The following is a 24092-nucleotide window of genomic DNA, read 5'->3' as shown; positions in this document are numbered from 1 at the left end:
GGCATGAGCGGCACCGCCAGCGGTACGGGCACGGGGACGAGCGACACCGGCACCGGTACGGGCACGGGCATGAGCGGCACCGCCACGCGCGCGTACCGCCCCGGACCGCGCGCCTGGATCCGGGACCTGGCCCTCGGCGCCCGCTTCGCCGTCACCGGCGGCCGCGGCGGCTGGCTGCGCACCGCCCTGACCGCCACCGGCATCGGCCTCGGCGTGGCCCTGCTGCTCGCCGCCGCGTCCATGCCGAACATGATGTTCCAGCGGGAGGTCCGCGAGGCCGCCCGCGCCGTCGACGCGAGCGAAAGGGTGACCGAGCGCGGGCCCGACACCTTTCGCTACGCCGACCAGTCCACCGTCTACCGCGGCGACACCGTCACCGGACTCCTGCTGCAGCCCGACGGGCCGCGCCCTCCGGTCCCCCCGGGAGCGGCGAAGGTGCCTGCGCCCGGCGAGATGCTGGTCTCCCCCGCCCTCCGCGACCTGCTCGCCTCGCCCGAGGGCACCCTCCTGCGCGAACGCCTCCCGTACGAGATCACCGGCACCCTCGGCGACGCGGCCCTGATCGGCCCGGCCGAACTGCGCTATGTGGCGGGCACGGACGTCCTCGCCGCGTACGGCCACGAGGGCCGGGGCAAGCACTACGGCTGGTCCGTGCCCGAGGAACCCATGAACGCGTTCCTGCTGCTCCTCGTCGTCATCGCCTGCGTCGTGCTGCTCCTGCCCGTCCTCGTCTTCATCGCCACCGCCGTCCGCTTCGGCGGCGAACAGCGCGACCGGCGGCTCGCCGCGCTGCGCCTGGTCGGCGCCGACACCGCCATGACCCGGCGGATCGCGGCCGGCGAGTCCCTGGCCGGGGCCCTGTTCGGGCTCGCCGCCGGCGCCGGGTTCTTCGCCCTGGCCCGGCAGCTCGCCGGCACCGTTCAGATCTGGGACGTCAACGCCTTCCCGTCCGACGTGTCCCCGGTGCCCTGGCTGGCCGCGCTGATCATCGCCACCGTGCCGGTCGCCGCCGTCGTCGTCAGCCTCGTCGCCCTGCGCGGCGTGGCCATCGAACCGCTGGGCGTGGTCAGGACCTCCGCCCCGAGGCCGCGTCGGCTCGCCTGGCGGCTCGTCCTCCTCCTCGCCGGCGCCGCGATCCTCGTACCGAGCGTCGGCCAGGTCGACATCGACGACACCTCGATCAACATGCCCGGCGTCGCCCTCGGCGCCACCCTCGCCCTCATCGGCCTCACCACCCTGCTGCCCTGGCTGGTGGAGGCCCTGGTCAGGCGACTGCGCGGCGGCCCGGTGGCCTGGCAGCTCGCCACCCGCAGGCTCCAGCTCAGCAGCGGCACCGCCGCCCGCGCGGTCAGCGGCATCGTCGTCGCCGCGGCCGGGGCGATCGCCCTGCAGATGCTGTTCCAGGCCATGCAGAACGACTTCATGCGGGTCACCACCATGGACACCGCCCGCGCCCAGATGGAGACCAAGGTCGAGGCGAGGACCGCCGACGACGCCCGCCGGGCCATCGAGAAGCTGTCGCGGACGAAGGGCGTCACCGGCGTCGTCGGCACCATCGAGTCGAGCGTCTGGCGCCCCGGCCCCCTGAAGGCGGGCGAGGACTTCACCCCGATCACCTCGATCGCCGTCGGCGACTGCGCCTCCCTCAAGGAGTTCGCCCACCTGCCGTCCTGCGCCGACGGGGACGTGTTCATCGCCCTCGCCCACGGCAAGGAGGGCCCCGACGACGCCTGGGTCGCCAGGACCGCGAAGCCGGGCGCGACGGTCGCCCTGCGCGACCCCGAGACCCACACCGGCGGACCGCTGCCGACCTGGCGCATCCCCCCCACGGCCCGCACCGTGGACGCGCGCCTCGACCCCATGGGGCGCGTGCAGTTCGGCGTGATGGCCACCCCGAAGGCGATCGACGCCACCCGGCTGGAGGCGCCCGAGGCCGGTGCCATGATCCGCATCGACCCGACGGTGCCGGACGCGGCCGAACACGTACGGAACACGGTCGCCGCCCTCGACCCGGTGACCCGGGTGCAGACCCTTCAGGACATCGAGCGGGACGCCCAGTTCACCAGCGTCCGCACCGGCATCCTGGTCGGCGCCACCCTCACCATGCTGCTCGTCGCGGCCTCGCTCCTGGTGACCACCCTGGAGCAGCTGCGCGAACGCAAGCGGCTGCTGTCCTCGCTGGTCGCCTTCGGTACCCGCCGCGCCACCCTCGGCTGGTCGGTGCTGTGGCAGACCGCCGTACCGATCACCCTCGGTCTCGCCGTGGCGGTGGCCGGCGGGCTCGGGCTCGGCCTGGTGCTGCTGCGGATGATCGGCAAACAGGTGGAGGACTGGTGGGTCTTCCTGCCGGTCGCCGGGGTCGGCGCGGCCCTGATCCTGCTGGTCACCCTGCTCAGCCTGCCGGTGCTGTGGCGGCTGATGCGGGCCGACGGCCTCAGGACGGAATAGCCTCTCCGGGCTCCCCCGCCTCCCCGGTCTCCCCGTCCACGATGCGCACCGGCAGCCGCCGCATCGCGTCCCGGAGCGAGCCCGCCAGCTCCTCGAACTCGGACTGGCGGGCCGCTCCCGTACGCATCGCGAGCGCGACCCGCCGGGACGGCGCCGGCTCGGCGAAGGACCCCGTGAACAGGGCGGAGTCGCGGGCGGTCTCCACCTTCACGGCGGTACGGGGCAGCAGCGTCACCCCCAGTCCGCCCGCCACCAGCTGGACCAGCGTCGAAAGGCCCGCCGCCGTCGTGGTGACCGGCGCGCCCTCGGTGCGGCCGGCCTCCCGGCAGATGTCGAGGGCCTGGTCGCGCAGGCAGTGCCCCTCGTCCAGGAGCAGCAGCTTCAGCTCCTTGAGCGCCTCGCGCGGAATGTCGCCGCGCCCGGCCAGCGGATGCCCCTCGGGCGTCACCAGCACGAAGTCCTCGTCGAACAGGGGCAGCTCGGTGACCCCGGGCACCCCGAGCGGCACCGCGAGCAGCAGCAGGTCGAGCCGCCCGGCGGCCAGCCCCTCCAGGAGCGAGGAGGTCTGCTCCTCGTGGACCTGGAGGTCCAGCTCCGGATAGCGGGTGTGCACCAGCCGCAGCACGGTCGGCAGCAGATACGGCGCCACCGTCGGGATCACTCCGAGCCGCAGCACCCCCGTGAACGGCGCCTGCGCCGCCTCCGCCTCCTCCATCAGCTCCCCGACCGCGTCGAGCACCGCGTGCGCCCGCACCGCCAGCCGCTCCCCCGCCGGCGAGAGCAGCACCTTGCGCGTCGTACGCTCGAGCAACTGGACACCGAGTGCCTCTTCGAGAGCCGAAACCGCGCCCGAGAGCGCCGGCTGGCTCATCCCGATGGCCGCCGCGGCATCGCGGAAGTGCAGATGCTCCGCGACCGCCGCGAACGCTCTGAGCTGGGACAGGCTGGGTTGCTTCACCCGACGTACCGGAATCACTGATAACCACCTTCGATCAATGTGACCCAGTTTCGCCCAAATAGTCCTACGAGGGCAATTGACCTCCTCCGAGCCCGAGGGCCAGGATTCTCCGCCTGCGAGGCCACCTGGGACGGCTCGCTTCGGGTGGATTCCTGCTTCCGCCCCCCGAGAGGGGATTGCGCGCGCCGCCCCGCTCACCGCAGGGTCTTACAAGCGCTCCACAGGCATGAACCGCCGCCGTCACCGGCAACGGGCCCCCGGTCCGGGGGTGGGTGGTGCTGTCTTCGCGGCCGCGAGGATTCGCCGCCCCTCGCATCGGATGGCCTTACCGGCGTTCCAGTCTCGGTCATGACAGACCCGGCACACGGGACAGGTCCACATACGCACCTGGAGCCGCTTGGGGCCGTCGCAGTGGCCACAGGCCGAACACATCCGGGAACTGGGAAATCGGCGATCGACCCGGACGAACGAACGCCCACGACGCTTCGCCTTGTACTCCAGAAAGCCGATGAACTGACGCCAGCCCGCGTCATGCACGCTCTTCGCCAGCCGGGTACGCATCATTCCACGCACGTTAAGGGTCTCGCAGTAGACGGCTTGGTTCTCGCGCGTCAGCCGATGGGACCACTGATGGTGAAAGTTCCGGCGCGCGTCCGCCACGGCGGCATGAGCGCGAGCGACCTTGATCCGGGCCTTCTCCCGATTCTTCGAACCCTTCTCCTTGCGCGACAGCTCCCGCTGCCGCCTGACCAGTTTCCTCTCGGCCCGCCGCAGGAACCGCGGGCTCGCGATGTGGGAGCCGTCCGCCAGCACGGCAAAGCGGGTCAGGCCGAGGTCGATCCCCTGATCGCCGTCGACCGCAGGCAACACATCCTCAGCCGGATCCGTCTCCACCACGAACGACACCCAGTAGCGGCCGGACCGATCCTTGATCAGCGTCACCGAGGACGGCACCGACGGAAGATCGCGACTCCATTTGATCCGAATGTCCCCAATCTTCGGCAACCGGAGCCTCCCGTCCGGGAGGAGCCTGAACCGATCCGAGACCGTGAACCGAGCCGTTTGCCGACTGTCCTTCCGGCTCTTACGCACAGGCACACCCACACGGGGACCCGGCCGGCGACCGGCCCTGGAATCCTCGTGCGCCTTCCAGGCCGCGTCCAGATCACGGAGAGCCTGCTGCAGGACTCCGACCGGAGCGTCGACGAGGAACGACCGCCGCACGGTCTTCTTCGCCTCCGTGATCAGCAGTCTGCTCAGCTCGGCAGACTTCGGGACGGCCCAGTACGGCCCCTCGACCCGCCGCGCTCCCAGTCCGCCGAGGAGTCCGTTCGCGCGCTTGCGCGGCGTCACGATCGCGAGTGCGTCGTTCCAGACGACCCGCTTACAACCGAACACCCGCGCAGCGTCCATGCGCTGGCCGGGCGTCGGGTAGGCGCGGAACTGGTAACGAAGCTGCACAACTGGACCGTACGACACATGCACCTGGCACATGCTGATCGACCGAATTTGTAAGGAAACGATCACAGACCCCTTCGCATCAACCAAAGGCGTCCGCCTTCTGACCTGCGATACTGCGTTCGGACCACTCTGGGCTCAGACTGATAGGTGTCTCAAATCAGACTGACCCGATTGATCGATTTCACTGTCCGATATCCGGTGTGCAAGCCTTCATGCGTCCAACCCCTCGTCCGCATGGAGAAGCACTGTGCTCACTGTCGGTGACAAGTTCCCCACCTACGATCTGACCGCCTGCATGTCGCTGGAGAGCGGCAAGGAGTTCGCGCAGATCAACCACAAGACCCATGAGGGCAAGTGGCGTGTGGTGTTCTTCTGGCCGAAGGACTTCACCTTCGTCTGCCCCACCGAGATCGCCGCGTTCGGCAAGCTGAACGACGAGTTCGCGGACCGCGACGCGCAGATCCTCGGCGTCTCCGGCGACTCCGAGTTCGTCCACCACGCCTGGCGCAAGGACCACGCGGACCTGCGTGACCTGCCCTTCCCGATGCTCGCCGACTCCAAGCACGAGCTGATGCGCGAGTGCGGCGTCGAGGGCGAGGACGGCTTCGCGCAGCGTGCCGTGTTCGTGATCGACCCGAACAACGAGATCCAGTTCGTCATGGTGACCGCCGGCTCCGTCGGCCGTAACCCCAAGGAGGTCCTGCGGGTCCTGGACGCCCTGCAGACCGACGAGCTGTGCCCCTGCAACTGGACCAAGGGCGAGGACACCCTCGACCCGGTCGCGCTCCTGGCCGGTGAGTGACCATGGCGCTCGATGAGCTGAAGGCCGCCATACCGGACTTCGCCAAGGACCTGAAGCTGAACCTCGGTTCGGTCATCGGCAACAGCGAGCTGCCGCAGCAGCAGCTGTGGGGCACGGTGCTCGCCTGCGCCATCGCCTCGCGTTCGCCGAAGGTCCTCCGCGAGCTGGAGCCGGAGGCGCAGGCCAACCTGAAGCCCGAGGCGTACCAGGCCGCCAAGTCGGCCGCCGCGATCATGGCGATGAACAACGTCTTCTACCGGACCCGGCACCTGCTGTCGGACCCGGAGTACGGGACGATGCGCGCCGGTCTGCGGATGAACGTCATCGGCAACCCGGGTGTCGAGAAGGTCGACTTCGAGCTGTGGTCGCTGGCCGTGTCCGCGATCAACGGCTGCGGCCAGTGCCTGGACTCGCACGAGCAGGTCCTGCGCAAGGCCGGTGTCGACCGCGAGACGATCCAGGAGGCCGTGAAGATCGCCGCGGTCATCCAGGCGGTCGGCGTGACGCTGGACGCCGAGGCGGTCCTCGCCGAGTAGCGGTGCCGTGTACGCGAAGGGCCCCGGGGTTCGACAGAACCCCGGGGCCCTTCGCGTATGCCGGGTCAGCTCTTGAGCGCCTTCATCAGCTGCTGCATGTCCTCGACCAGGTAGGTGTGGACGGCCGCCGGGTCCAGCTCGGGCACCTCGATGGGCTGCTCCTTCTCCTCGTCCCAGTTGTCCGCTTCGAGCGTCAGGGAGAGGACGGCCTGCCCGTCCAGGACCCGCAGCGAGTCGTCGCCCAGCGCCCCGCCGAGGTAGGCGATCTCCCCGACGCCGGCGACCCGGTCACCGCCGTCGGACAGCTGCGGATCCGCCATCCGCGCCTCGAACTCCGGGCCCGGGTCGGTCACCCGGTGCAGGGTGTAGCCGATGCGCAGGGTGTACGGGACGGGCTTGGCCGCCAGCGTGAGGGCACAGTGCCACTCGAAGAGGGCGGGATGGTCGGCCTTGAGCGGCTCCTCGGCGGCCGAGCCCTTCGGACCGATCGCCGAGCCGAGGCCCTCCAGCTTCGCCACCTCGCAGGGGTTGCGGTCGGTGCGGTAGCCGCCGAGGTCGGGGCGGTCGTCGCCGTCGTACGCGACGAGTCCGCCGGCCCACAGTGCCGAGGCGGCGACGGCTCCGCCCAGCGCCCACAGCCAGGGGCGGCGGGTGCGGGGCGGAGGGCCGGGCGGGGTGGCCCCGGGCGGCGGCGGGTACAGCGGGCCGGTGAGTGCGGGGCCGGGGGTGGGGGCGGGGAAGTCGGGGCCGCCGACGAGTTCGGGTTCGGAGATCACGCGTCGCCTCCCGGCTGCCGGTGGGCCGAGCCGGGCGCCGGGGTCGGCGCCACCTCGTAGGCGGTCGCGCCGCGCGGCTCGGGGGCGGCCCGCAGGGCCTGCTCGGTGCTGTAGGCGCGAAGGTAACCGACCACGGTGTTGGCGACGGCGACCAGCGGGACGGCGACGACGGCTCCGCCGATGCCGGCGGTCAGTCCGCCGGCCGCGACCGCGAGGACGACCGCGAGCGGATGGACCCGCACGGCCCGGCCGAGGATGAAGGGCTGCAGGACGTGGCCCTCGATCTGCTGCACGGCGAGCACCACCACGAGCACCATCAGGGCGGTGAACACCCCGTTGGTGACCAGGGCCACGACGACCGCGAGGGCGCCGGAGACGACGGCGCCGACGAGCGGGACGAAGGCGAACAGGAAGATGAAGACGGCGAGCGGCACCGCCATCGGCACCTCCAGGAACCACAGGCCGAGGCCGATGAAGACGGCGTCGATCAGGGCGACGAGGACGGTGCCGCGGACGTACGCGGTCAGGGTGCGCCAGGCCCGGGGGCCGGCGCCGGCCACGCCCGGCCGGGCCTGGGCGGGCACCAGCTTGAGTGTCCACTCCCAGACCTTCTTCCCGTCGTAGAGCAGGAAGAGGGTGGAGAACATGGCGAGCAGGATGCCGGTGATCGCCTCCACGACCACGGTGACGCCCTGGAGTCCGGCGGAGGTGATCTGTTCGGCGTTGGTGCCGATGGTGTCGCTGAGGTTCTGGGCGATGTCGTTGATCTGCCGCTCGGTCACGTGGAACGGGCTGTCGAGGAGCCAGCGCTTGAGCTCCTCGATGCCGTCCCTGACCCGGTCGGTCAGGTTGTCGGTGTTGTCCATCACCTGCCAGACCACGAACCAGCCGACCAGGCCCATGATCACGAAGCCGGAGACGGCGGTGACGGCGGTGGCGAGTCCGCGCGGCAGGCCCTTGCGGCGCAGGAGCGCCACGGTGGGCTGGAGCAGCGCGGTGATGAGGAGGGCGGCGACGAAGGCGAGCACGACGAGCTGGACGGAGCTGATCACCTTCATCAGCACCCAGACGGTGCCGGCGAGGACCAGCAGGCGCCAGCCGGCCTCGGCGGCGACCCGCATGCCCCACGGGATCGCGGCCACCGGGTCGGGGCGGGCGGCGACGGCGGGGGCGTAGGCGGGCGGTGGGGGGACGGAGGCGGGTTCGGGGACGGAGCCGGCGGTCCCGGAGGTCGGGCCGGGGGCCGGTTCCGCCGCCTCCGAGGCGGGGGCGGTCTTCCCTGCGGGGCGCGGTGCCGGTTCGGGGGTGGGGGCGGGAGCGGGGGTGGGGGTGGCGTACGGCGGGCCGATGGGGTCGTCGCGCTCGGCTTCCGCCCGGCGTTCGTCAAGGCGTTCGCCCACGCGGCTGAGACTCTGGCCCAGCCGGTGCAGCCATCGTGGCAGTCTCGACATGCTCTTCCCTCTCCCCCTTCGGGTCCCCGAACCTACCCCACGCACGCGTGAAGCCCCCCACCGAAGGACGGCGAGGGGCTTCGCGAAGTTGACTGCCGGTGGCTAGTACCAGTGGTTGGCCTGCCAGAACGACCAGGCGCCGCAGGGGCTGCCGTAACGGCCGTCCATGTAGCTGAGGCCCCACTTGATCTGGGTGGCCGGGTTGGTCCGCCAGTCGGCTCCGGCCGAGGACATCTTCGAGCCGGGGAGGGCCTGGACGAGACCGTAGGCGCCCGAGGAGGGGTTGGTGGCCCGGTAGTTCCAGCCGGACTCGTGGTCCACGATGTTGCTGAAGCACTGGAACTGGTCCGCCGGGATCATCTGGCGGGCGATGGCCTTGACCTCGGCGATGGTGTACGAGCCCTGGGCGGAGAAGCTCGACGCGTCCCGCAGGGAGTCGCGGTTGGCGCGCTCGGCGGCCTCCTTGCGCTCCTTCTCCGCCTTGTCGGCGGCCTTCTTCTTGGCCTCGGCGTCCTTGGCGGCCTGGATGCGGGCGGCTTCCTCGGCGGACTTGCGCGCGAGGGAGTCGGCGGCGGCGGCCTGGACGTCGGCCTGCTCCGTGAGGGAGGAGACCTGTACCTGGGCCTGCTCGCCCGCGGGGATGTCCGCGAGCAGGGTGGTGTCGGCCGCGGTGGCCTCGAAGTTGTCGTCCGAGGGCTGCGCCGCGTTGCCCGAGGCAACGCCGACGACGGCGCCGACAGTGGTGACCGCAGTGGCCGAAGCCACCGCGAATCCCCGGACCGAGATCCGGCTCACACGGTTTCCTTCCAGCATCGCCCGCACAGGTGACCAAGCGGGCGAAATCGTGCCCCTGGCGCTGGTCTTCGACTGCATGGGTCACTGAAGACACGGGCCCGTGGTGCTGTGGGCGGCATACGGCGAACGGCTGTTGAGTTGTGAGGTGCCGCACCCCTGAGGGTGCACGTGTGCCGTATGCGGGGCCTGACGGAAGCAAGACTCTGCCGGACGTCGACGCCGCGAGGCAATTCCACGTTGCGTGTGAAAGCTCACACCGGTGTGGACCCACGGGATTTGGCGCATACCGGGGACAGCGCGGCGCCGCCCGGCTAAGCTCTCGCGCTTTGCCGGGCGGCGCCAACGGGGCTCAGAAATCGGTCAGATGTGGCCGTCCTCCAGCATTTCGGTCACGAGCGCGGCGATCTGCGAGCGCTCGGAGCGGGTGAGTGTGACGTGCGCGAAGAGCGGATGGCCCTTCAGCTTCTCGACCACGGCGACGACTCCGTCGTACCGGCCCACCCTCAGGTTGTCGCGCTGGGCGACGTCATGGGTCAGGACCACCCGGGAGTTCGCGCCGATCCGGGACAGAACGGTCAGCAGTACGTTCCGCTCCAGGGACTGGGCCTCGTCCACAATGACGAAGGCGTCGTGGAGCGAGCGGCCCCGGATGTGGGTGAGCGGCAGCACCTCCAGCATGCCGCGGCCGAGCACCTCCTCGATCACGTCGCGGCTCGCCACGGCCGACAGCGTGTCGAAGACGGCCTGGGCCCAGGGGCTCATCTTCTCGGCCTCGGTGCCGGGGAGATAGCCGAGCTCCTGCCCGCCGACCGCGTAGAGGGGACGGAAGACCATCACCTTCTGGTGCTGACGGCGCTCCAGGACCGCCTCCAGGCCCGCGCACAGCGCCAGTGCCGACTTTCCGGTGCCGGCCCGGCCGCCCATGGAGACGATGCCGACGTCCGGGTCGAGCAGCAGGTCGAGCGCGATCCGCTGCTCGGCGCTGCGGCCGCGGATGCCGAAGGCCTCCCGGTCGCCCCGCACCAGCCGTACGCTCCCGTCGGCGGTGACCCGGCCGAGCGCCTTGCCGCGCTCGGACTGCAGGACGAGACCGGTGTGCACCGGCAGCTCGGCCGCCTCCGGCACGTAGAGCGTCTCCTGGTCGTACAGGAGGTCGATCTGGTCGGCGGCAAGAGAGACTTCGGACATTCCGGTCCAGCCGGAGTCCGTGATGGCCAGCTCCGCCCGGTACTCCTCCGCGAGGAGCCCGACCGAGGAGGCCTTGATCCGCAGCGGCAGGTCCTTGGAGACGACCGTGACGTCGTACCCCTCCGCCTGCAGGTTGCGCGCGACCGCGAGGATCCGCGAGTCGTTGTCCCCCAGCCGGTAGCCGGCCGGCAGGACGCCGGGGTCCGAGTGGTTGAGCTCGACACGCAGGGTGCCGCCCAGGTCCCCGATGGGGAGCGGGGCGTCGAGGCGTCCGTAGCGGACCCGGAAGTCGTCGAGGAGGCGCAGGGCCTGCCGGGCGAAGTAACCGAGCTCGGGGTGGTGCCTCTTGGCCTCCAGCTCGGTCACCACGACGATGGGAAGCACCACTTCGTGCTCCTCGAAGCGGGACATCGCGCTGGGGTCGGCCAGCAGGACGCTGGTGTCGAGAACATAGGTGCGCCTGTCGGACAAGCGGCGCTTAGTGCTGGTCACCACGGAAGGACAGACCCCCTTCGAGGACCCCTGTGAGGGCGGGGTGCGACGGCTCCACGGGACGCGGAACCGGTGTCGCGGCGGAATGGGACCGGGCTCTGGCCACGATGCGCGGGCCGAGCGCCGGCCCTCCGCTTCGTCCGTGCGTGTCCCGCACGGTCGTCCTGGTGCAAAGGGCCTCCCGGGTGGCGGTCTCCGTGCCGCTCACTTCACTGGGGATATGCCCTTCCGCACACCCCGTCATGCCATGGCATATGACGGCGTGTTCATGAACGGAGGGTGACGGGAGATGCCAGGGGCCGGCCAGAGGGCCGGGCGGTGTGCCGGCCGGGGGTCCGAGGGGGTCCGTCAGAGGCCCCTCAGGGACCCGGGGGGCGCCGGAGCGGGCCCGGCGGGGGCGCCGAAGGTGGCTCGGCGAGGTGGCTCGGCGAGGGTCGGAGGGGGCGGCGCGGGCTCAGCTGCCGAAGCGGCGGTGCCGGGCCGCGTAGTCGCGCAGCGCGCGCAGGAAGTCGACCTTGCGGAAGGCCGGCCAGTGCACCTCGCAGAAGTAGTACTCCGAGTGGGCGCTCTGCCACAGCATGAAACCGGACAGGCGCTGCTCGCCGCTGGTGCGGATCACCAGGTCCGGGTCGGGCTGGCCGCGGGTGTAGAGGTGCTCGGAGATGTGCTCGACGTCGATGGTCTCCGCGAGCTCCTCGAAGCTGGTGCCGCGCTCGGCGTGCTCCAGGAGCAGCGAGCGGACCGCGTCGGCGATCTCCTGCCGGCCGCCGTAGCCGACGGCGACGTTCACGAGTATCCCCGTGTTGTCCAGGGTGGCCTGCTCGGCCTCCTTCAGGACGGACTGGGTGCGCGCGGGGAGCAGGTCGAGGGTGCCGACGTGGTGGACCCGCCAGCGGCCGTCGGCGGCGAGCGCCCGCACCGCGTCCTCGATGATGGCGAGCAGCGGGACCAGCTGCTCCTCGGGGCGGTTCAGGTTGTCGGTGGAGAGCATCCAGAGCGTGACGACCTCGACGTCGGTCTCGGCACACCAGCCGAGCAGCTCCTGGATCTTGTCCGCGCCTGCCTTATGACCCTGCTCCGGGGTGCCGCCGGAGGCCTTGGCCCAGCGCCGGTTACCGTCGAGGATGACACCGATGTGCTTGGGCACCTGGGCGTGATCGAGTCGGCCTTCCACCCGGCGTGCGTAGAGCCCGTACACCAGGTCGCGCAGGTTCACTGTTCTTTACCCCTCCATGCAGTGTCGGCCCCCGAAGCCGCCACATTACTGCGCAGGGGTGACCGGCTCCCAGCCCGGGACTGTCACAAGTCCGTGATAAGCAGAGATACGTGACTGATTCCCTCCTCTACCGCGCCGCCGAGGACCGCTACGACTCCATGGAGTACCGGCGCACCGGCCGCAGCGGACTGAAGCTGCCCGCGATCTCGCTGGGCCTGTGGCACAACTTCGGCGACGACCGGACCCTCGACTCGCAGCGCGCGATCCTGCGCCGCGCCTTCGACCTGGGCGTCACCCACTTCGACCTGGCCAACAACTACGGGCCGCCGCCCGGCTCCGCCGAGCTGAACTTCGGCAAGATCTTCGCCCAGGACTTCGCGCCGTACCGCGACGAGCTGATCGTCTCGACCAAGGCCGGCTATCTGATGCACCCGGGGCCCTACGGCGAATGGGGCTCGCGCAAGTATCTGATGTCCTCGCTCGACGCCTCCCTGAAGCGGATGGGCCTCGACTACGTCGACATCTTCTACTCGCACCGCTTCGACCCGCACACCCCGCTCGAGGAGACGATGGGGGCGCTGGCCTCCGCCGTGCAGCAGGGCAAGGCGCTGTACGTGGGCGTGTCCTCGTACACCAGTGAGCAGACCGCCGAGGCCGCGCGGATCCTGAAGGAGATGGGCGTCCCGGCCCTGATCCACCAGCCCTCGTACTCGATGATCAACCGGTGGACGGAGGAGGACAACCTCCTCGACACGCTGGAGGCGGCCGGGATGGGCTGCATCTCCTTCGTGCCGCTGGCGCAGGGCCTGCTCACCGACAAGTACCTCCAGGGCATTCCCGAGGGCTCCCGGGCCACCCAGGGCAAGTCCCTCGACCCGAACCTGCTCTCCGACGAGGTGCTGCGCCGTCTGCGCGGTCTCGCGGACATCTCGCGGCGGCGCGGGCAGTCGCTCGCCCAGCTGGCCCTGACGTGGGTGCTGCGCGACGAGCGGATGACCTCGGCCCTGATCGGCGCGTCGAGCGTGGCGCAGCTGGAGGAGAACGTGGCGGCGCTCGCCGGGGCGCCGCTGACGGAGGAGGAGCTGAAGGAGATCGACTCCTTCGCCGTCGACACGGCGGGCACCAACATCTGGGCCGGGCGGGGCTGAGGCCTCGGCCTCTCCGGGGAGTTGGAGAAGGAAGAACCGGGGAGCCGGAGAAAAGAAAACGGGCCGGTCCGTGGGGGGGATACGGACCGGCCCGAGGGGGGGTTTCCACCATAACCCTTCATTAGTCGTGCTGGGTGCCACCCGCGCCGATCGGACGCCGTCGGATTCGCCGGAGCCCAGGCGGCACAAGGGTTGTAGTGCCCCGTGGCGGGTTTGCGCCCGGGCGTGGCGGCGGATTCCGTACCCCCGACGGGGGACCCCCGCCCGCTCGCCCGGTTGACGCGGCGACGCGGCTCACGGGCGGGCCGGAGCGGGGCGGGGGCCGCTCGGATCGGTGTGGGGGCGGGCGGGGCCGGTGGGGCGGGGCGCGGGGCCGGTGGCGGTGGGGCGGGGCGCGGGGGTGCGGTGCAGGAGGGTGATTCCGTCGCGTACGGCCACGACCTCGTAGCCGTGCCTCTCCCGGGCCGCCCGCAGCTCCGCCCGCTGCTGCTCCAGGGGGTAGGGCCAGTGGCCCTTCGGGTACGGCCAGGCCTCGGGCGCCTCGGCGTCGTGGACGATCCACTCGGCGGTGGGCGGCGGCAGGTCCTTGCGGCCCGGCTCGTAGAGCCGCCCGGCGACCGGGAAGGTCGGGAAGAGGACGACCGTGCAGCGTGAGGTGAGCTGGGGCGCCAGCCGGTTCGATGCGGCGACGGTCGCGCCGTCCGGGATCCGCGCGAGAAGCGCCCGCGCGGCCTCCACGTGCCCGGTGGTGCGCCAGGTGGCCCGCTGGGCGACCTGGGCCAGCGGAAAGGAGGGGACGAGGGCGGCGGTCACGGCGAGGACGGTGGCGAGGGCGGCACGGACGTTGCGGCGGTTGTTCTCCCGGCCGAGGACGTCGAGGAGCCCGGCGAAGACGACGGGCATGAGGACCGCGCTGTAGTGGAACGCCGTGCCCCAGTGGAAGCCGTTCTCCGAGGCCAGCCGCCAGCCCAGGGTGGGCAGGGCGATCAGGGCGAGCGGGGAGCGCAGGGCGAGCAGCGCGGACGGGGCGAAGACCAGCACGAGCATGGTCGCCTTGATCTCCGGGCGCAGCAGGTCCAGCGGGGCGTGGGCGAGCGCGGACAGCAGGGAGTCGTGGCCGGCGGCCAGGTTGCCGCCGTGGACGTAGCCGCCGGTGGGGGCGAGGGCGGGCAGCAGCACCTTGATCTGCAAGAACGAGCCGAGGACCCCGGCGGCGGCGGTCGCGATGCCGAGCCGGCGCGGGCCCTTCCAGGCGACGTACGCGCCGATGGCGGCGAGGGTGAGGCCCAGGTCCTCCTTGACGAGCAGCAGCGGCGCGGCCCAGGCGACGGCCGCCCGCCAGCGCCGGCGGCCGAGGGCCTCCAGGGCGAAGGCGAGCAGCGGTACGGCGAGCGCGACCTCGTGGAAGTCGAAGGCGGCGGCGGAGGCGATGCCCCAGCTCAGCCCGTATCCCACGGCGATGGCATGGGCGCCGCGGCGGCCGACGACGCGCAGCGCCCAGCGGACCAGGGGGACGGCGGCGAGCGCGAGGAGCGCGGACTGGGCGACGAGCAGGGTGAGCGGGGAGGGCGCCAGGCGGTAGAGCGGGGCGAGGACGGCGAGGAGGGGGTGGAAGTGGTCGCCGAGGAGGTTGAAGCCCTCTCCGCGCAGGGGGACGACGGGGGCGCGGAGCTCGGCGTAGGCGCGGACGGCCTGCTCGAAGATGCCGAGGTCGTAGCCGGTGGTCCGCAGGAGGAGATGGCGGCGTACGGCGACGGTGGCGTACAGCAGGCACAGGGCGGCGGCCCAGGCCCAGGGGAGGTGCCGGGCGAGGGGCGCGTACGCGGGGGCGGGCGGGTCGGGGAGCGCCGCTTCCTGTCGATTTGGTGACGGTTTCTCAGCGATTGTCCGCATATGGCGTGATGCTAGAGCGGTCCGTTCAGGGCAGGGCGGTGAACGCGCCGAGCAGCAGCCCGAGGAGCGCGCCGACGAGCATGAACGGCCCGAAGGGGATCGCGGCGTCGCGCGCCGCGCGCCGGGTGACGACGAGCCCGAGCCCGTACAGCGCGCCGAGGAGGAAACCGGCGAAGGCCCCGGCGAACAGCACGCCCCAGCCGTACCAGCCGAGGGCCGCCCCGATCGGCACGGCCAGCTTCACGTCGCCGAAGCCCATGCCGTTCGGGTGGAGCAGGAACAGCAGCAGATAGCCGCCGCCGAGCACGAGCGCGCCGAGCAGGCTGTGCGACCAGGACCCCGCCGCGTACGGGAGCGGCGCGACGGCCGCGAGGAGCAGCGGCAACGCGGCGGCGAGCGGCAGGGTCAGCCGGTCGGGCAGCCGGTGGACGCGCACGTCGACACAGGCGAGGAGGGTGCCGAAGGGGGCGGCGAGCAGCCAGACCAGCAGCTCGGGCCGGGGCACGCCGGTGGCCGCGGCGAGCGCGGCGCAGGCGAGCGCGGTGACCAGCGGCGCGGCGAGCGGTGCGGAGGTCGTGGCACAGCCGGCCCGGCCCGGCCCGCCCAGCCAGCCGCGGGCCGGCCCGGCGAAGGCGTGGCCCGCGGGGCAGTGGGAGCGCCAGGGCTCGTCGGGGGCGACGGACAGCCGGTACGCGGCCCGGGGCACGAGCAGCCCGGCCGCCGCGCCCCACAGGGCGGCGGCGCTGACGAAGGCGATCGACAGGGCGTCCACGGGGCGACCCTAGGGCTAGGGTCGGGTCCATGGGGAGTACGGGGAGTTCGGGGGGCGCGGGGAGTACGGGGAGGGCTCGGCGGGCTGCGGGGAGCGGGGGCTCCGCCCGGGTCTCGCGGGTCTGGCGCTGGCGGGATGGCGGTGGTGGGCGGGCCGGGTGGTCCAGGCGGCGGGCCAGGCGGGCCTTGCGGGATGGCGGCGGTTGGCTGGAGGCTCCGGCCGGGCGGGTGCCGTTGGAGGTCGCGGCCTCCTACCGGGCCCGGCGGCGCGGGCTCCTGGGCCGCGACGGCCTCGACGGCGCGCTGCTGATCACCCCGACCAACAGCGTCCACACCTTCGGCATGCGCTTCACCATCGACGTCGCCTACCTCGACCGCTCGTGGACCGTCCTCGACGTGGTCACCATGCGGCCGGGCCGGCTCGGCATGATCCGGTGGCGCGGCCGTCACGTCCTGGAGGCGGCGGGCGGCGCGATGGCCGGCTGGGGTCTGCGGCCGGGCGTACGGGTCTCGGTCCTGGCGGAGGAGGGCGGGGCGGGCGGGGCGGGGCTCGCGGAAGGCCGGTCCGGGCTCACGGAGGGCGGGGGCGAGGAGAGCGGAGGCGGGCTCACGGAGGGCGGGGGCGAGGACAGCGCAGGCGGGCTCACGGAACGCCCGTCCGGACTCACGGAGGGCCCGAGCCGAGGAGCGTGAACGCCCCGTAGGCGGCGGAGGCGAGCGCCAGGGCGGCCAGGACGGGCGCCGCCGCGCGGGTACGGAGCCGGGCCAGGGCCACCGCGGGCGGCAGGAGCAGTCCGAACGCGGGCATCATCAGGCGCGGCCGGGAGCCGAAGTAGGCGGCGCCGATGAGGGAGACGAGGACGACGCCGAGCGTGTACACGAGCAGCGGCAGCGGCTGGCGCTGCCGTACGCACAGGACGATCAGCCAGGCGAGCAGCGCGAGCGCCGCGCACAGCCCGAGGGCGGCGGGCCACGGCAGACCGGCGATGAACAGGGCGAGGGCGACACCGCCGTCGACGGAGTTGCCCCAGGCGGCCTGCACGTCGAAGTAGGCGGTGGGGCTGCCCTGACGGACGCCCACGTAGACGACGTAACCGAGCCAGCCCAGCGGGGCGAGCAGGACGCCGGCGGCGACGCGGGCCCGCAGCCCGCGCTCCCGGACCACGGTGACGAGGGCGGTGATCCCGATCGCGGCGATCAGCGCGGCGGCCGTCGGCCGGGTGAGGCCGGCGAGCACGCACAGCGCGCCCGCGAGGACCCAGCGGTCGCGCAGCACGGCCCACAGCGACCAGGCGGCGAGGGCGGTGAACAGGGTCTCCGTGTACGCCATCGACTGCACGAACGCCGTCGGGTACACCCCCCACAGCACCGCGAGCACCACCCCGGCGCGCGGCCCGGCCACCTGCGTGCCGACGGCGTGGATGCCCCACGCGGCGGCGAGCGATGCGGTCCATGAGATCAGCAGCCCGGCGGTCGCCGCGTCGACCGGGAGAGCGGCGGACAGGCCCCGCTCCAGGGCCGGGAGCAGCGGGAAGAACGCGAGGTCGGCGTGGACGGCGCCGTCGGGCAGGGTGACCTCGTAGCCGTAACCGTGCTCGGCGATCCGCACGTACCAGACCGCGTCCCAGCGCCTCGAGAGCCGGTGCAGCCCGTCCTTGCCGGTGGCCGCGGCGACGGCGGCGAGGACGGCGAGACCGAGCAGGCGGGTGGCGGCGTAGCCGCCGAGGGCGGCCCAGGGCGGGGCGGTCGCCCGCGAGTCGGTCGCCTGCGAGACGGTCGCCTCCGATTCGGTCGCCTCCGATTCGGTCGATGGCGCGGCCGACGGCGGCGGGGCGGGGGTGGCGCGGGACATGTGCTCGATTATCGGCCGGACGTCCGGACGATCAGCCGCCGGGGCGCAGGCGCAGGAACCTGGCGGCCATGACCGGCCCCAGCTGCCGGACGATCCCGTACCCCGGCTCGCCCCGGTGCGGCAGATCACCGAGGAAGGAGGTGACGATCACCTCGTCGACGCCGACGTCGCCCCGGCGGCTCTGCTCCTCCAGGAAGTCGAGCGTGCTCTGCCAGTCGGCCGCGCTCCCTTCCTGTCCCAGGTACGCGCGGACGGTCCCCTGGACGACGTCCCAGAAGAAGACGTGCGGCAGGACACCGCCCTGGGTGAGGACGTGGGAGTCGTACGCGGCGCGGAGGGTGGGGATACGGGCGACGAGGTCGTTGACCAGCTGGACGCTGGGGGCGGGCGCCGAGTTGGGGGTGGTGCGGGGCGGGGTGGTCGGGGTGGTCGGGGTCGGGGTGGTGGGGGCCGGGGTGGTCGGGGTCGGGGTGGTGGGGGCCGGGGTGGTCGTCATGGGCTGCCCAGTTCCGGAAGCGGGGAAGGACGGTAGGCGGGATCAGGATGCTCCTCGCCCCGTGCCCGCCCCGCCGCTTTTGCGCTTTCCTGACGGGCTCTTTCGACGGGTTTTCCACAGGGGGTGCGAACTGTCGCTCTTCCGTGGATCGTTGCTCGTATGTACGAGTTGATGATGCTCGCCAGGGGCGGGGTGCTGCTCACGGTGTGGGCGCTCGCGGCGGGCTGGCCGTGGAGCCGGCTGGCCGGGCGGTTGCGCGGGGACGGGTGGCAGCGGATCTGCCGGGGCGCGTGGGCGGTCCCGGGGAAGGAGGTGGACTGGCGGCTGCGGGCCAGGGCGGTCCAGCTGCTGCGGCCTGAGCTGGTGTGCAGCCACCGCACGGCGGCGGCGCTGCACCGCATCGAACTGCTCGCGGAGGGACGGGGGGAGGCGGACGCCCTGGACTTCGCGGACCCCCGTGGCCGGGGAGGGCATGCGGCCGGCGGGCGGATACGGGTGTACGGCACGACCCGGCTGACGGACCGTGACTGTTCGCTGCGGCGCGGGCTCAGGGTGACGAGTCCGGCGCGGACGGTCGGCGACCTGATACGGGCGGCCGCCAGCCGGGAGGCCGCCGTGGTCGTCGCCGACTCGGCGCTGTCCCACCGCTTCGTCGGCGGCCTGCGCCGCGTCCCGCTCGTCCGGGTCGAGGACCTGGCCGCCGAACTGGCCGCGCCCCGCTGCCCGGGAGGCCCGGCGGCCCGCCGCTGGCTGCCCCTCGCCGTGCCGGGCTCCGGCTCCCCCGCCGAGACGGTCGCCCGCCTGCGGATGCGCGACGCGGCCCTGCACCCGGAGGTCCAGCCGACCCTGCACACCCTCGATGGCCGGCCCCTGCGTCCCGACTTCTACTTCCGGGCCGCCGGACTGGTCGTCAAGATCGAGGGCTTCGCCTACCACGGCACCCGCGAGGCCCACGAGCGCGACGTCCGCCGCTTCAACGAGCTGCAGAACTGCCCGGGGGTGCGCCGCGTCCTGCGGTTCACGGCCCACGAGGTCTTCACCCGCCCCGACCGGATGACGACCACGGTCCGGGCGGCCCTCGCCACGCTGTCGCCCCTGGTCGCGCAGGCGGGTGCGCCCCCTGGCTCACCCGCCTGAGGTACGGGGGAAGGAGACCTCGACGCGGCGGTTCTTCTTCCGGCCCTCCTCGGTCGCGTTGTCGGCGATCGGATAGTCCTCGCTGTATCCGCGGATGTCGAAGGTCGTCCCCGGGTCCAGGTCCCTGGCCAGCACCTGCTGCACGGCATCGGCGCGCTGTTTGGAGAGCTTCAGCCCGTGCTCGTACGTCCCCAGGTCGTCGGTGAACCCGAACACCCGGACGCGGCCGGCCCCCTGCTTGTTGATCTCCGCGGCGATGGCGGCGATCCGGGCCGTGGCGGCGGGGCTGAGCTTGGCGCTGTCCTTGGGGAACAGCACCTCGGCCTGCAGGGCGAACGTGACGTCCACATTGGTGTCCTCCCGGCGCTGCTCGCCGCCCTCCTCCTCGACGATCTGCTTGATGTCGAGGACCTTCGCGGGGGCGAGCGTGGCGCCGTCGGGCAGCATCAGCGCGGGCGACTCCGCGTCGATGGCGGGCGGCGGCGCGCCGACCGACGTCGACCCGGGCGGATCATCGGCACGGGCGATACCGGCACCTCCCCCGAGGAGGAGCACCGTGACGGTGAGGGCGGCGAGGCGGCGGGGTGTCGTCGTCATGGCTGCGCCCTCAGGAGAGCTTGATGGTGGCGGGGTCGAAGGTGGGGAGTTGGAGCGAGACGGCGGTGGTGGTGGGGGGTGGGGCGGGGAACTGCATGAAGACGGGCGTTTCCGCTCCGGCGGCCAAGGTGGAGAGACGCGTGGTGGTGAGGGGACGACCATCGGTGTCGCGAAGGACGTAGTAGCGCTTCTTGCCAGTGGAGTCGAGAAGGGTGGCGCCTCCAAGGGAGTTGCCGTGCTTGACGATCTCCGTCTCATCGCCGCTGAGGTGAGAGGAGATGACGGCGACGTCGTCCGAGGTGTTCTTCAGCTCGCCCTTGACCGTGATGAAGCCCCCCTCGTCCCGTGTCGCCGAGTGGACGGAGAGTTCAAGGCCTTCCTGCCCCTTGAGGACGGCGATGGGCTCGGTCGGCGCCTCCGATTGCGGCCGGGCGCTTCCCGTACTGCCTTTGTCGGCGCTGCTGGTCGTCGTCGGCTTGTCCTGCGGCGGCTTCTCCTCCTGGCCGCAGCCGGCAAGGCCGATGACAAGGCCGGCCGCCATGGCCACCGAGGCCATTCCTCTGCCGGCCTTCTTCATGTGCCTCACACTCATGGAATCAGGGTCCTTCGCTCGTCAGTCGACCAGTCGGACGGTAAAGAGATCGGCCGCATCCGGCAGCCGCGGATCTTCGGGGTCGATCGTCCACTCGACGCCGTCACAGACAAGGCCGGTGATCGGTTCCGGTTCGGGGCTGGGCGTGGGAGTCGGCTCGGGTGTAGCCGAATTCGTTGGCGTGGGCGTGTCTGCCGTGGGCGGCGGGGTCGGCTCGGGCGCGTCAAAGGAGCAGCGAGGTTCGAGGACAGCCGTCGCTGTGGCCACGGCGTGCTGATCTTCCGTGCCTGGTATGAGCGAACTGCCCACCGCGTCGAGCGTCCGAATCTGCACGCGGAACTCTTCTTCCCCACCGGACCGGCGTGCCGTGCATCCGCCGGCAAGCAGTTCTGCGCGGTTCTCCGCCGCGAACTCGGCCGCCCGCTCGCAGGAAAGCTCCGGAACGTAATCCGTACCGTTGAGAAAGCCACTCCATGCGTCCGGGTCCGTGACCACCTCCAGCCAACCGTCCCGGAGTTGCTCCCGTGCGTCCTGCGCCGCGGCAAGTGCGGCGGCGTCGGCGGCGGTTTGACCTCCGCTGCGTGTCACCGCTGCCTGCCCCACGACGAAGTAGACAAATACGAGGAAAAGCAATCCGGCCATGACCGCGACGTAGACAGGAAAGGCCTGGCCGAGGTCACCCTGTCGGCCGCTCAGGGTTAGGAACCGCCGCCACCGGTCAGGCTGGCGATCTTCCGCGTGATCGCATCCTTGATGTTCTGGCCGATGTCCGTGCCGGTGATCGCCACCACGATCGCCACCACCACCACGATGATCCCCAGGTACTCCACCGCCGTCTGCCCGCGGTCGCGCCGGGTCTCGTGCCTCGTGGCCCAACTGCCCGCGTGCACCCTGGCCTTGGTCAGGGCCCTCAGCAGCGCGTCGTTCATGGTGTTCCCCTCCGTGTACGGCGACGCGGGCAGGGTACGCCCGGAGGGGGTGGGAATCACAGGGTCCGTAGGCCCAATGACGGGGTGTGAGCGGAGGCGGGGGCGGGGGCGTCATGACGCCGTCCTCGTGCCGAGCCAGGAGGCGATCGCCTCGCCGCGGGTGGTGCTGTGGAGTTTGGCGAAGATGCGGTTGATGTGGTTCTTGACCGTCTTCTCGGTGATGGAGCAGGTGGCGGCGATCTGCTGGTTGGTCATGCCCGAGGCGATCAGGTTCATCACCTCCACCTCCCTCGCGCTCAGACCGAAGCGTTGCACTCGCGAAGACGGGTTTCTGAAACGGAGTATATTCGAGACAGTTGACGCACCGCCAGCATGTGCAGTCGCACGCACCGCGGCGATCAGCTCCTCCTCGTCGAACTCCCCGTGGACCAGCTGGGCCGGCTGCGCGCAGCCCGTGCCCCGGGCCCGGGTGTGGGTGAGGAGGAGGACCGGGGCCAGGGTCTCCAGGGTGCGGGCGGCGGACGGCGGGCCGTCGAGGACGATCAGGTCGGGGGCGGGGCGGACGGCCTCGGGTGGAAGGTGGCGGGTCGTCGCCCGCACCTCGATGTCCCGGTGCGCGCCCAGCAGCACCGCCAGGCCCGCCCGTACCACCGGGTTGTCGGTCGCCACCAGGACTCTCAGCATCGCCATCGCCCTCATTCGCCCGTGATCGAGCCGAAATCGGTGCCCGTGCCGAGGAACAGGCCCGCCCCGAGCAGGATCATCGTGGCCGGGACCATCAGCGTGGTGATGACCATCGTGGCCTTGGGCACGGCCTTCGCGGCCTTCCTGCGCGCGTTCTGGGCGTCGGTGCGCCGCATGTCGTCGGCGATCTGGATCAGGGTGTCGACGATCGGGGCGCCGAGCTCCTCGCCCTGCTGGAGGGCGGTGACGAACTGGGCGACCTGCTCGGAGTCGTTGCGGCGGCGCAGCGCGTCGAAGGCCTCGCGGCGGCTGACGCCCATGTCCATCTGGCGCAGGGTGATGCGCAGTTCGTCGGCCCACGGCCCCTCGTACCGCTCGGCGACGCGTTCCAGCGCCTGCCGGAAGCCGAGGCCCGCCGAGACGACGACGGCGAGGACGTCGAGGAAGTCCGGCAGGGTGCGTTCGATCTGGTCCTTGCGGATCCGGACCGCCGACCAGATGCCGACCTCCGTCCAGAAGGCGCCGAAGGCGAACAGCAGCAGCGCGACGAGGACCGAGCCGCGGCCGAGCATCAGCAGTCCCCCGAGGCCGCCGAGGAAGCCGTAGACCGCCCGCCTCGCCCCGTAGCGGTCGATCGTCAGGCCGCCGGGGTTGCCCGCGAGGTCGATGCGGCGGCGCACGGAGTCCACCCGCTTGGGCCCCATGAGCCGCAGGACGGCCGGTGACCAGCGCATGCCGAGCCGGTCGACGGCGGAGTCGACGGCGCCGGTACGGGTGGCGCCGACCTCCAGGGCGAGTTGGAGGTCGCTCGGGAGCTTGGCGTCGGCCCGGTAGAGGCGGAGCCCGTAGCAGAAGCCGGCGACGGCGAGGCCGGCGAGGAGTGCGAGCAGCAGTTCCACGATGACGGCCCCCTACACGTCGATCTTCGCGAGGCGGCGGATGACGACAAAGCCCACCGCGTACAGCACGAAGGCCACCATGACCGCGATCTGTCCGGCGGCCGAGCCGGTCATCCGGTCCAGGGCGCCGGGCTGCATGTTGTCGATGAGCAGCAGCGAGCCGACGCCGATGACCGGCACCGCGTACGCCGTCAGGCTGACCTGCGAGAGCTGGGTGCGGACCTCGCGCCGGGTCTCCTTGCGTGCCTCCAGGGTCTCGGTGAGGTTGCGCAGCGAGGAGACGACGGTGCCGCCGGCCCGGTTGGCGAGGACCAGGGTGGTGACGAGGACGACGAGTTCGCGGGACGGGAGGCGTTCGGCGAGCTCGCCGAGGGCGTCGTCGACGGAGCTGCCGACGGCGAGCTGCTGGGCGACCCGCTCCAGCTCGTCACCCGCGGGCGCGTCCAGTTCGTCGGCGGCGAGGGCGAGGGCCATGCGCAGGGCGAGGCCGGCCTGGGTGGCGTTGGCGAGGATGCGGGAGAGCTCCGGGAGCTGGTTGATGAACTTCTCGATGCGTTTCTGCCGCTGCCAGTTGAGGAAGCCCAGGGCCACCCACAGGCCGAGGAAGCCGCACAGCGGCCCGAAGAACGGGGAGAGCAGCGCCTGCCCGGTGATCCACAGGGCGGTGACCGTCACCGCCATGGCGACGACGAACTCGCCCGGGGTGACCGCGAGACCCGTGGCGGAGATGCGCAGTTCCAGCCTGCGCCCGAAGGCGGTGCGGCGAAGGCGCCGGTCGAGGCCGCGGAACAGGCGCCCGCGCCGTCCGGTGCCGCCCTCGTCCCCCTCGCCCGCGGTCTGCGACAGGCGGGCGATCAGCGCTGCCCGCTGGGCGGCCCCGCTCGCGTAGAGCTGGACGCCGATCACGGCGAGGACGCCGGCGATCAGGGCCGCGCCCACGGTGAGCAGTGTCGGATTCACGGTGGCGTTTC

At 72.0% G+C, this 24092-nt stretch carries 23 protein-coding genes and 1 pseudogene; 6 read left to right on the top strand and 18 right to left on the bottom strand.

Features of this window, described 5'->3' with window-relative positions:
* Positions 1–69 precede the first annotated feature (69 nt).
* Positions 70–2448, top strand: a complete 2379-nt coding sequence (locus ABTZ91_RS19565; RefSeq protein WP_352078556.1) for an FtsX-like permease family protein — start codon at positions 70–72, stop codon at positions 2446–2448.
* Here ABTZ91_RS19565 and ABTZ91_RS19560 read toward each other — a convergent pair.
* A complete protein-coding gene (locus ABTZ91_RS19560) occupies positions 2435–3424 on the bottom strand; it encodes a hydrogen peroxide-inducible genes activator (protein ID WP_407077990.1) in 990 nt (329 codons plus the stop codon). The two genes, ABTZ91_RS19565 and ABTZ91_RS19560, sit on opposite strands and share 14 nt — an antisense overlap.
* 222 nt (positions 3425–3646) lie before the next feature.
* Positions 3647–4867, bottom strand: coding sequence for an RNA-guided endonuclease TnpB family protein (locus ABTZ91_RS19555; protein WP_352078430.1), 1221 nt, complete (start codon positions 4865–4867; stop codon positions 3647–3649).
* A gap of 247 nt (positions 4868–5114) precedes the next feature.
* Here ABTZ91_RS19555 and ABTZ91_RS19550 point away from each other — a divergent pair, with 247 nt between their 5' ends.
* Together ABTZ91_RS19550 and ABTZ91_RS19545 are read left to right on the top strand one after the other, a co-directional pair.
* Positions 5115–5669 (top strand): peroxiredoxin, encoded by a 555-nt coding sequence (locus ABTZ91_RS19550; protein WP_352078429.1) that lies wholly within the window; start codon positions 5115–5117, stop codon positions 5667–5669.
* Positions 5670–5671: 2 nt separating this feature from the next.
* Positions 5672–6205, top strand: coding sequence for an alkyl hydroperoxide reductase (locus tag ABTZ91_RS19545; protein WP_352078428.1), 534 nt, complete (start codon positions 5672–5674; stop codon positions 6203–6205).
* 65 nt (positions 6206–6270) lie between these two features.
* On the opposite strand, the gene ABTZ91_RS19540 is transcribed toward ABTZ91_RS19545, so the two are convergent.
* The 5 genes from ABTZ91_RS19540 to ABTZ91_RS19520 form a co-directional block, all read right to left on the bottom strand.
* Positions 6271–6981 (bottom strand): hypothetical protein, encoded by a 711-nt coding sequence (locus ABTZ91_RS19540; protein ID WP_352078427.1) that lies wholly within the window; start codon positions 6979–6981, stop codon positions 6271–6273.
* The gene (locus tag ABTZ91_RS19535) at positions 6978–8432 is read right to left on the bottom strand and encodes an AI-2E family transporter (protein WP_352078426.1); all 1455 of its coding nucleotides are present in this window, start codon (positions 8430–8432) and stop codon (positions 6978–6980) included. Before ABTZ91_RS19535 ends, ABTZ91_RS19540 begins: the two co-directional genes overlap by 4 nt.
* A 102-nt stretch (positions 8433–8534) precedes the next feature.
* Positions 8535–9245 (bottom strand): transglycosylase SLT domain-containing protein, encoded by a 711-nt coding sequence (locus tag ABTZ91_RS19530; protein WP_407077989.1) that lies wholly within the window; start codon positions 9243–9245, stop codon positions 8535–8537.
* 342 nt (positions 9246–9587) lie between these two features.
* Positions 9588–10910: a PhoH family protein gene (locus ABTZ91_RS19525; RefSeq protein ID WP_352078424.1), complete on the bottom strand. Its 1323-nt coding sequence runs from the start codon at positions 10908–10910 to the stop codon at positions 9588–9590.
* Positions 10911–11361: 451 nt separating this feature from the next.
* Entirely contained in the window at positions 11362–12123 is a 762-nt protein-coding gene (locus tag ABTZ91_RS19520) for an isoprenyl transferase (protein ID WP_352078423.1), read from the bottom strand.
* 110 nt (positions 12124–12233) lie between these two features.
* Here ABTZ91_RS19520 and mgrA point away from each other — a divergent pair, with 110 nt between their 5' ends.
* Positions 12234–13271, top strand: a complete 1038-nt coding sequence (mgrA, locus tag ABTZ91_RS19515; RefSeq protein ID WP_352078422.1) for an L-glyceraldehyde 3-phosphate reductase — start codon at positions 12234–12236, stop codon at positions 13269–13271.
* A 294-nt stretch (positions 13272–13565) separates the two neighbouring features.
* Here mgrA and ABTZ91_RS19510 read toward each other — a convergent pair whose 3' ends face one another.
* Together ABTZ91_RS19510 and ABTZ91_RS19505 are read right to left on the bottom strand one after the other, a co-directional pair.
* On the bottom strand, positions 13566–15164 hold the full coding sequence (locus tag ABTZ91_RS19510; RefSeq protein ID WP_352078421.1) for a DUF2079 domain-containing protein: 1599 nt from the start codon (positions 15162–15164) through the stop codon (positions 13566–13568).
* A 25-nt stretch (positions 15165–15189) separates the two neighbouring features.
* Complete coding sequence (locus tag ABTZ91_RS19505) at positions 15190–15927, bottom strand: prepilin peptidase (RefSeq protein ID WP_352078555.1); 738 nt, start codon at positions 15925–15927, stop codon at positions 15190–15192.
* Positions 15928–16121: 194 nt separating this feature from the next.
* Here ABTZ91_RS19505 and ABTZ91_RS19500 point away from each other — a divergent pair.
* A pseudogene (locus tag ABTZ91_RS19500) lies at positions 16122–16460 on the top strand (DUF192 domain-containing protein); the annotation flags it as partial.
* A gap of 139 nt (positions 16461–16599) precedes the next feature.
* Here ABTZ91_RS19500 and ABTZ91_RS19495 read toward each other — a convergent pair.
* Entirely contained in the window at positions 16600–17799 is a 1200-nt protein-coding gene (locus ABTZ91_RS19495) for a mannosyltransferase family protein (protein ID WP_407077997.1), read from the bottom strand.
* 19 nt (positions 17800–17818) lie between these two features.
* Positions 17819–18283, bottom strand: coding sequence for a hypothetical protein (locus tag ABTZ91_RS19490; protein WP_352078419.1), 465 nt, complete (start codon positions 18281–18283; stop codon positions 17819–17821).
* 159 nt (positions 18284–18442) lie between these two features.
* Between ABTZ91_RS19490 and ABTZ91_RS19485 the strand changes: the two genes are divergently transcribed.
* Positions 18443–19420: a hypothetical protein gene (locus tag ABTZ91_RS19485; protein ID WP_352078418.1), complete on the top strand. Its 978-nt coding sequence runs from the start codon at positions 18443–18445 to the stop codon at positions 19418–19420.
* Here ABTZ91_RS19485 and ABTZ91_RS19480 read toward each other — a convergent pair.
* The 7 genes from ABTZ91_RS19480 to ABTZ91_RS19450 all read right to left on the bottom strand — a co-directional run bounded on the left by ABTZ91_RS19480 (position 19409) and on the right by ABTZ91_RS19450 (position 24081).
* Positions 19409–20017: an OmpA family protein gene (locus ABTZ91_RS19480; protein ID WP_352078417.1), complete on the bottom strand. Its 609-nt coding sequence runs from the start codon at positions 20015–20017 to the stop codon at positions 19409–19411. The genes ABTZ91_RS19485 and ABTZ91_RS19480 overlap by 12 nt on opposite strands.
* Positions 20018–20027: 10 nt before the next feature.
* Positions 20028–20609: a hypothetical protein gene (locus ABTZ91_RS19475; protein ID WP_352078416.1), complete on the bottom strand. Its 582-nt coding sequence runs from the start codon at positions 20607–20609 to the stop codon at positions 20028–20030.
* A gap of 21 nt (positions 20610–20630) precedes the next feature.
* Positions 20631–21251, bottom strand: a complete 621-nt coding sequence (locus tag ABTZ91_RS19470; RefSeq protein ID WP_407077988.1) for a pilus assembly protein TadG-related protein — start codon at positions 21249–21251, stop codon at positions 20631–20633.
* Between the two features lie 56 nt (positions 21252–21307).
* Positions 21308–21538 (bottom strand): Flp family type IVb pilin, encoded by a 231-nt coding sequence (locus tag ABTZ91_RS19465; protein WP_352078415.1) that lies wholly within the window; start codon positions 21536–21538, stop codon positions 21308–21310.
* Positions 21539–21649: 111 nt separating this feature from the next.
* On the bottom strand, positions 21650–22228 hold the full coding sequence (locus ABTZ91_RS19460) for a response regulator transcription factor (RefSeq protein ID WP_352078414.1): 579 nt from the start codon (positions 22226–22228) through the stop codon (positions 21650–21652).
* A 5-nt stretch (positions 22229–22233) separates the two neighbouring features.
* Positions 22234–23121, bottom strand: a complete 888-nt coding sequence (locus ABTZ91_RS19455; protein ID WP_352078413.1) for a DUF5936 domain-containing protein — start codon at positions 23119–23121, stop codon at positions 22234–22236.
* A gap of 12 nt (positions 23122–23133) precedes the next feature.
* The gene (locus ABTZ91_RS19450) at positions 23134–24081 is read right to left on the bottom strand and encodes a type II secretion system F family protein (protein WP_352078412.1); all 948 of its coding nucleotides are present in this window, start codon (positions 24079–24081) and stop codon (positions 23134–23136) included.
* Positions 24082–24092: the final 11 nt, after the last annotated feature.

The sequence above is a fragment of the Streptomyces sp. NPDC126499 genome (genome assembly GCF_040302485.1).
GTDB lineage: Bacteria > Actinomycetota > Actinomycetes > Streptomycetales > Streptomycetaceae > Streptomyces.
This window is presented reverse-complemented; position numbering and strand designations above follow the sequence as displayed.

Bases quoted from the DNA above. Each gene is read 5' to 3' on its own strand.
- ABTZ91_RS19545 (WP_352078428.1), top strand. From the start codon at position 5,672: ATGGCGCTCGATGAGCTGAAGGCCGCCATACCGGACTTCGCCAAGGAC.
- ABTZ91_RS19460 (WP_352078414.1), bottom strand. From the start codon at position 22,228: ATGGCGATGCTGAGAGTCCTGGTGGCGACCGACAACCCGGTGGTACGG.
- ABTZ91_RS19485 (WP_352078418.1), top strand. From the start codon at position 18,443: ATGTACGAGTTGATGATGCTCGCCAGGGGCGGGGTGCTGCTCACGGTG.
- ABTZ91_RS19470 (WP_407077988.1), bottom strand. From the start codon at position 21,251: ATGGCCGGATTGCTTTTCCTCGTATTTGTCTACTTCGTCGTGGGGCAG.
- ABTZ91_RS19535 (WP_352078426.1), bottom strand. From the start codon at position 8,432: ATGTCGAGACTGCCACGATGGCTGCACCGGCTGGGCCAGAGTCTCAGC.
- ABTZ91_RS19510 (WP_352078421.1), bottom strand. From the start codon at position 15,164: ATGCGGACAATCGCTGAGAAACCGTCACCAAATCGACAGGAAGCGGCG.
- ABTZ91_RS19480 (WP_352078417.1), bottom strand. From the start codon at position 20,017: ATGACGACGACACCCCGCCGCCTCGCCGCCCTCACCGTCACGGTGCTC.
- ABTZ91_RS19465 (WP_352078415.1), bottom strand. From the start codon at position 21,538: ATGAACGACGCGCTGCTGAGGGCCCTGACCAAGGCCAGGGTGCACGCG.
- ABTZ91_RS19565 (WP_352078556.1), top strand. From the start codon at position 70: ATGAGCGGCACCGCCACGCGCGCGTACCGCCCCGGACCGCGCGCCTGG.
- ABTZ91_RS19490 (WP_352078419.1), bottom strand. From the start codon at position 18,283: ATGACGACCACCCCGGCCCCCACCACCCCGACCCCGACCACCCCGGCC.
- ABTZ91_RS19475 (WP_352078416.1), bottom strand. From the start codon at position 20,609: ATGAGTGTGAGGCACATGAAGAAGGCCGGCAGAGGAATGGCCTCGGTG.
- ABTZ91_RS19530 (WP_407077989.1), bottom strand. From the start codon at position 9,245: ATGCTGGAAGGAAACCGTGTGAGCCGGATCTCGGTCCGGGGATTCGCG.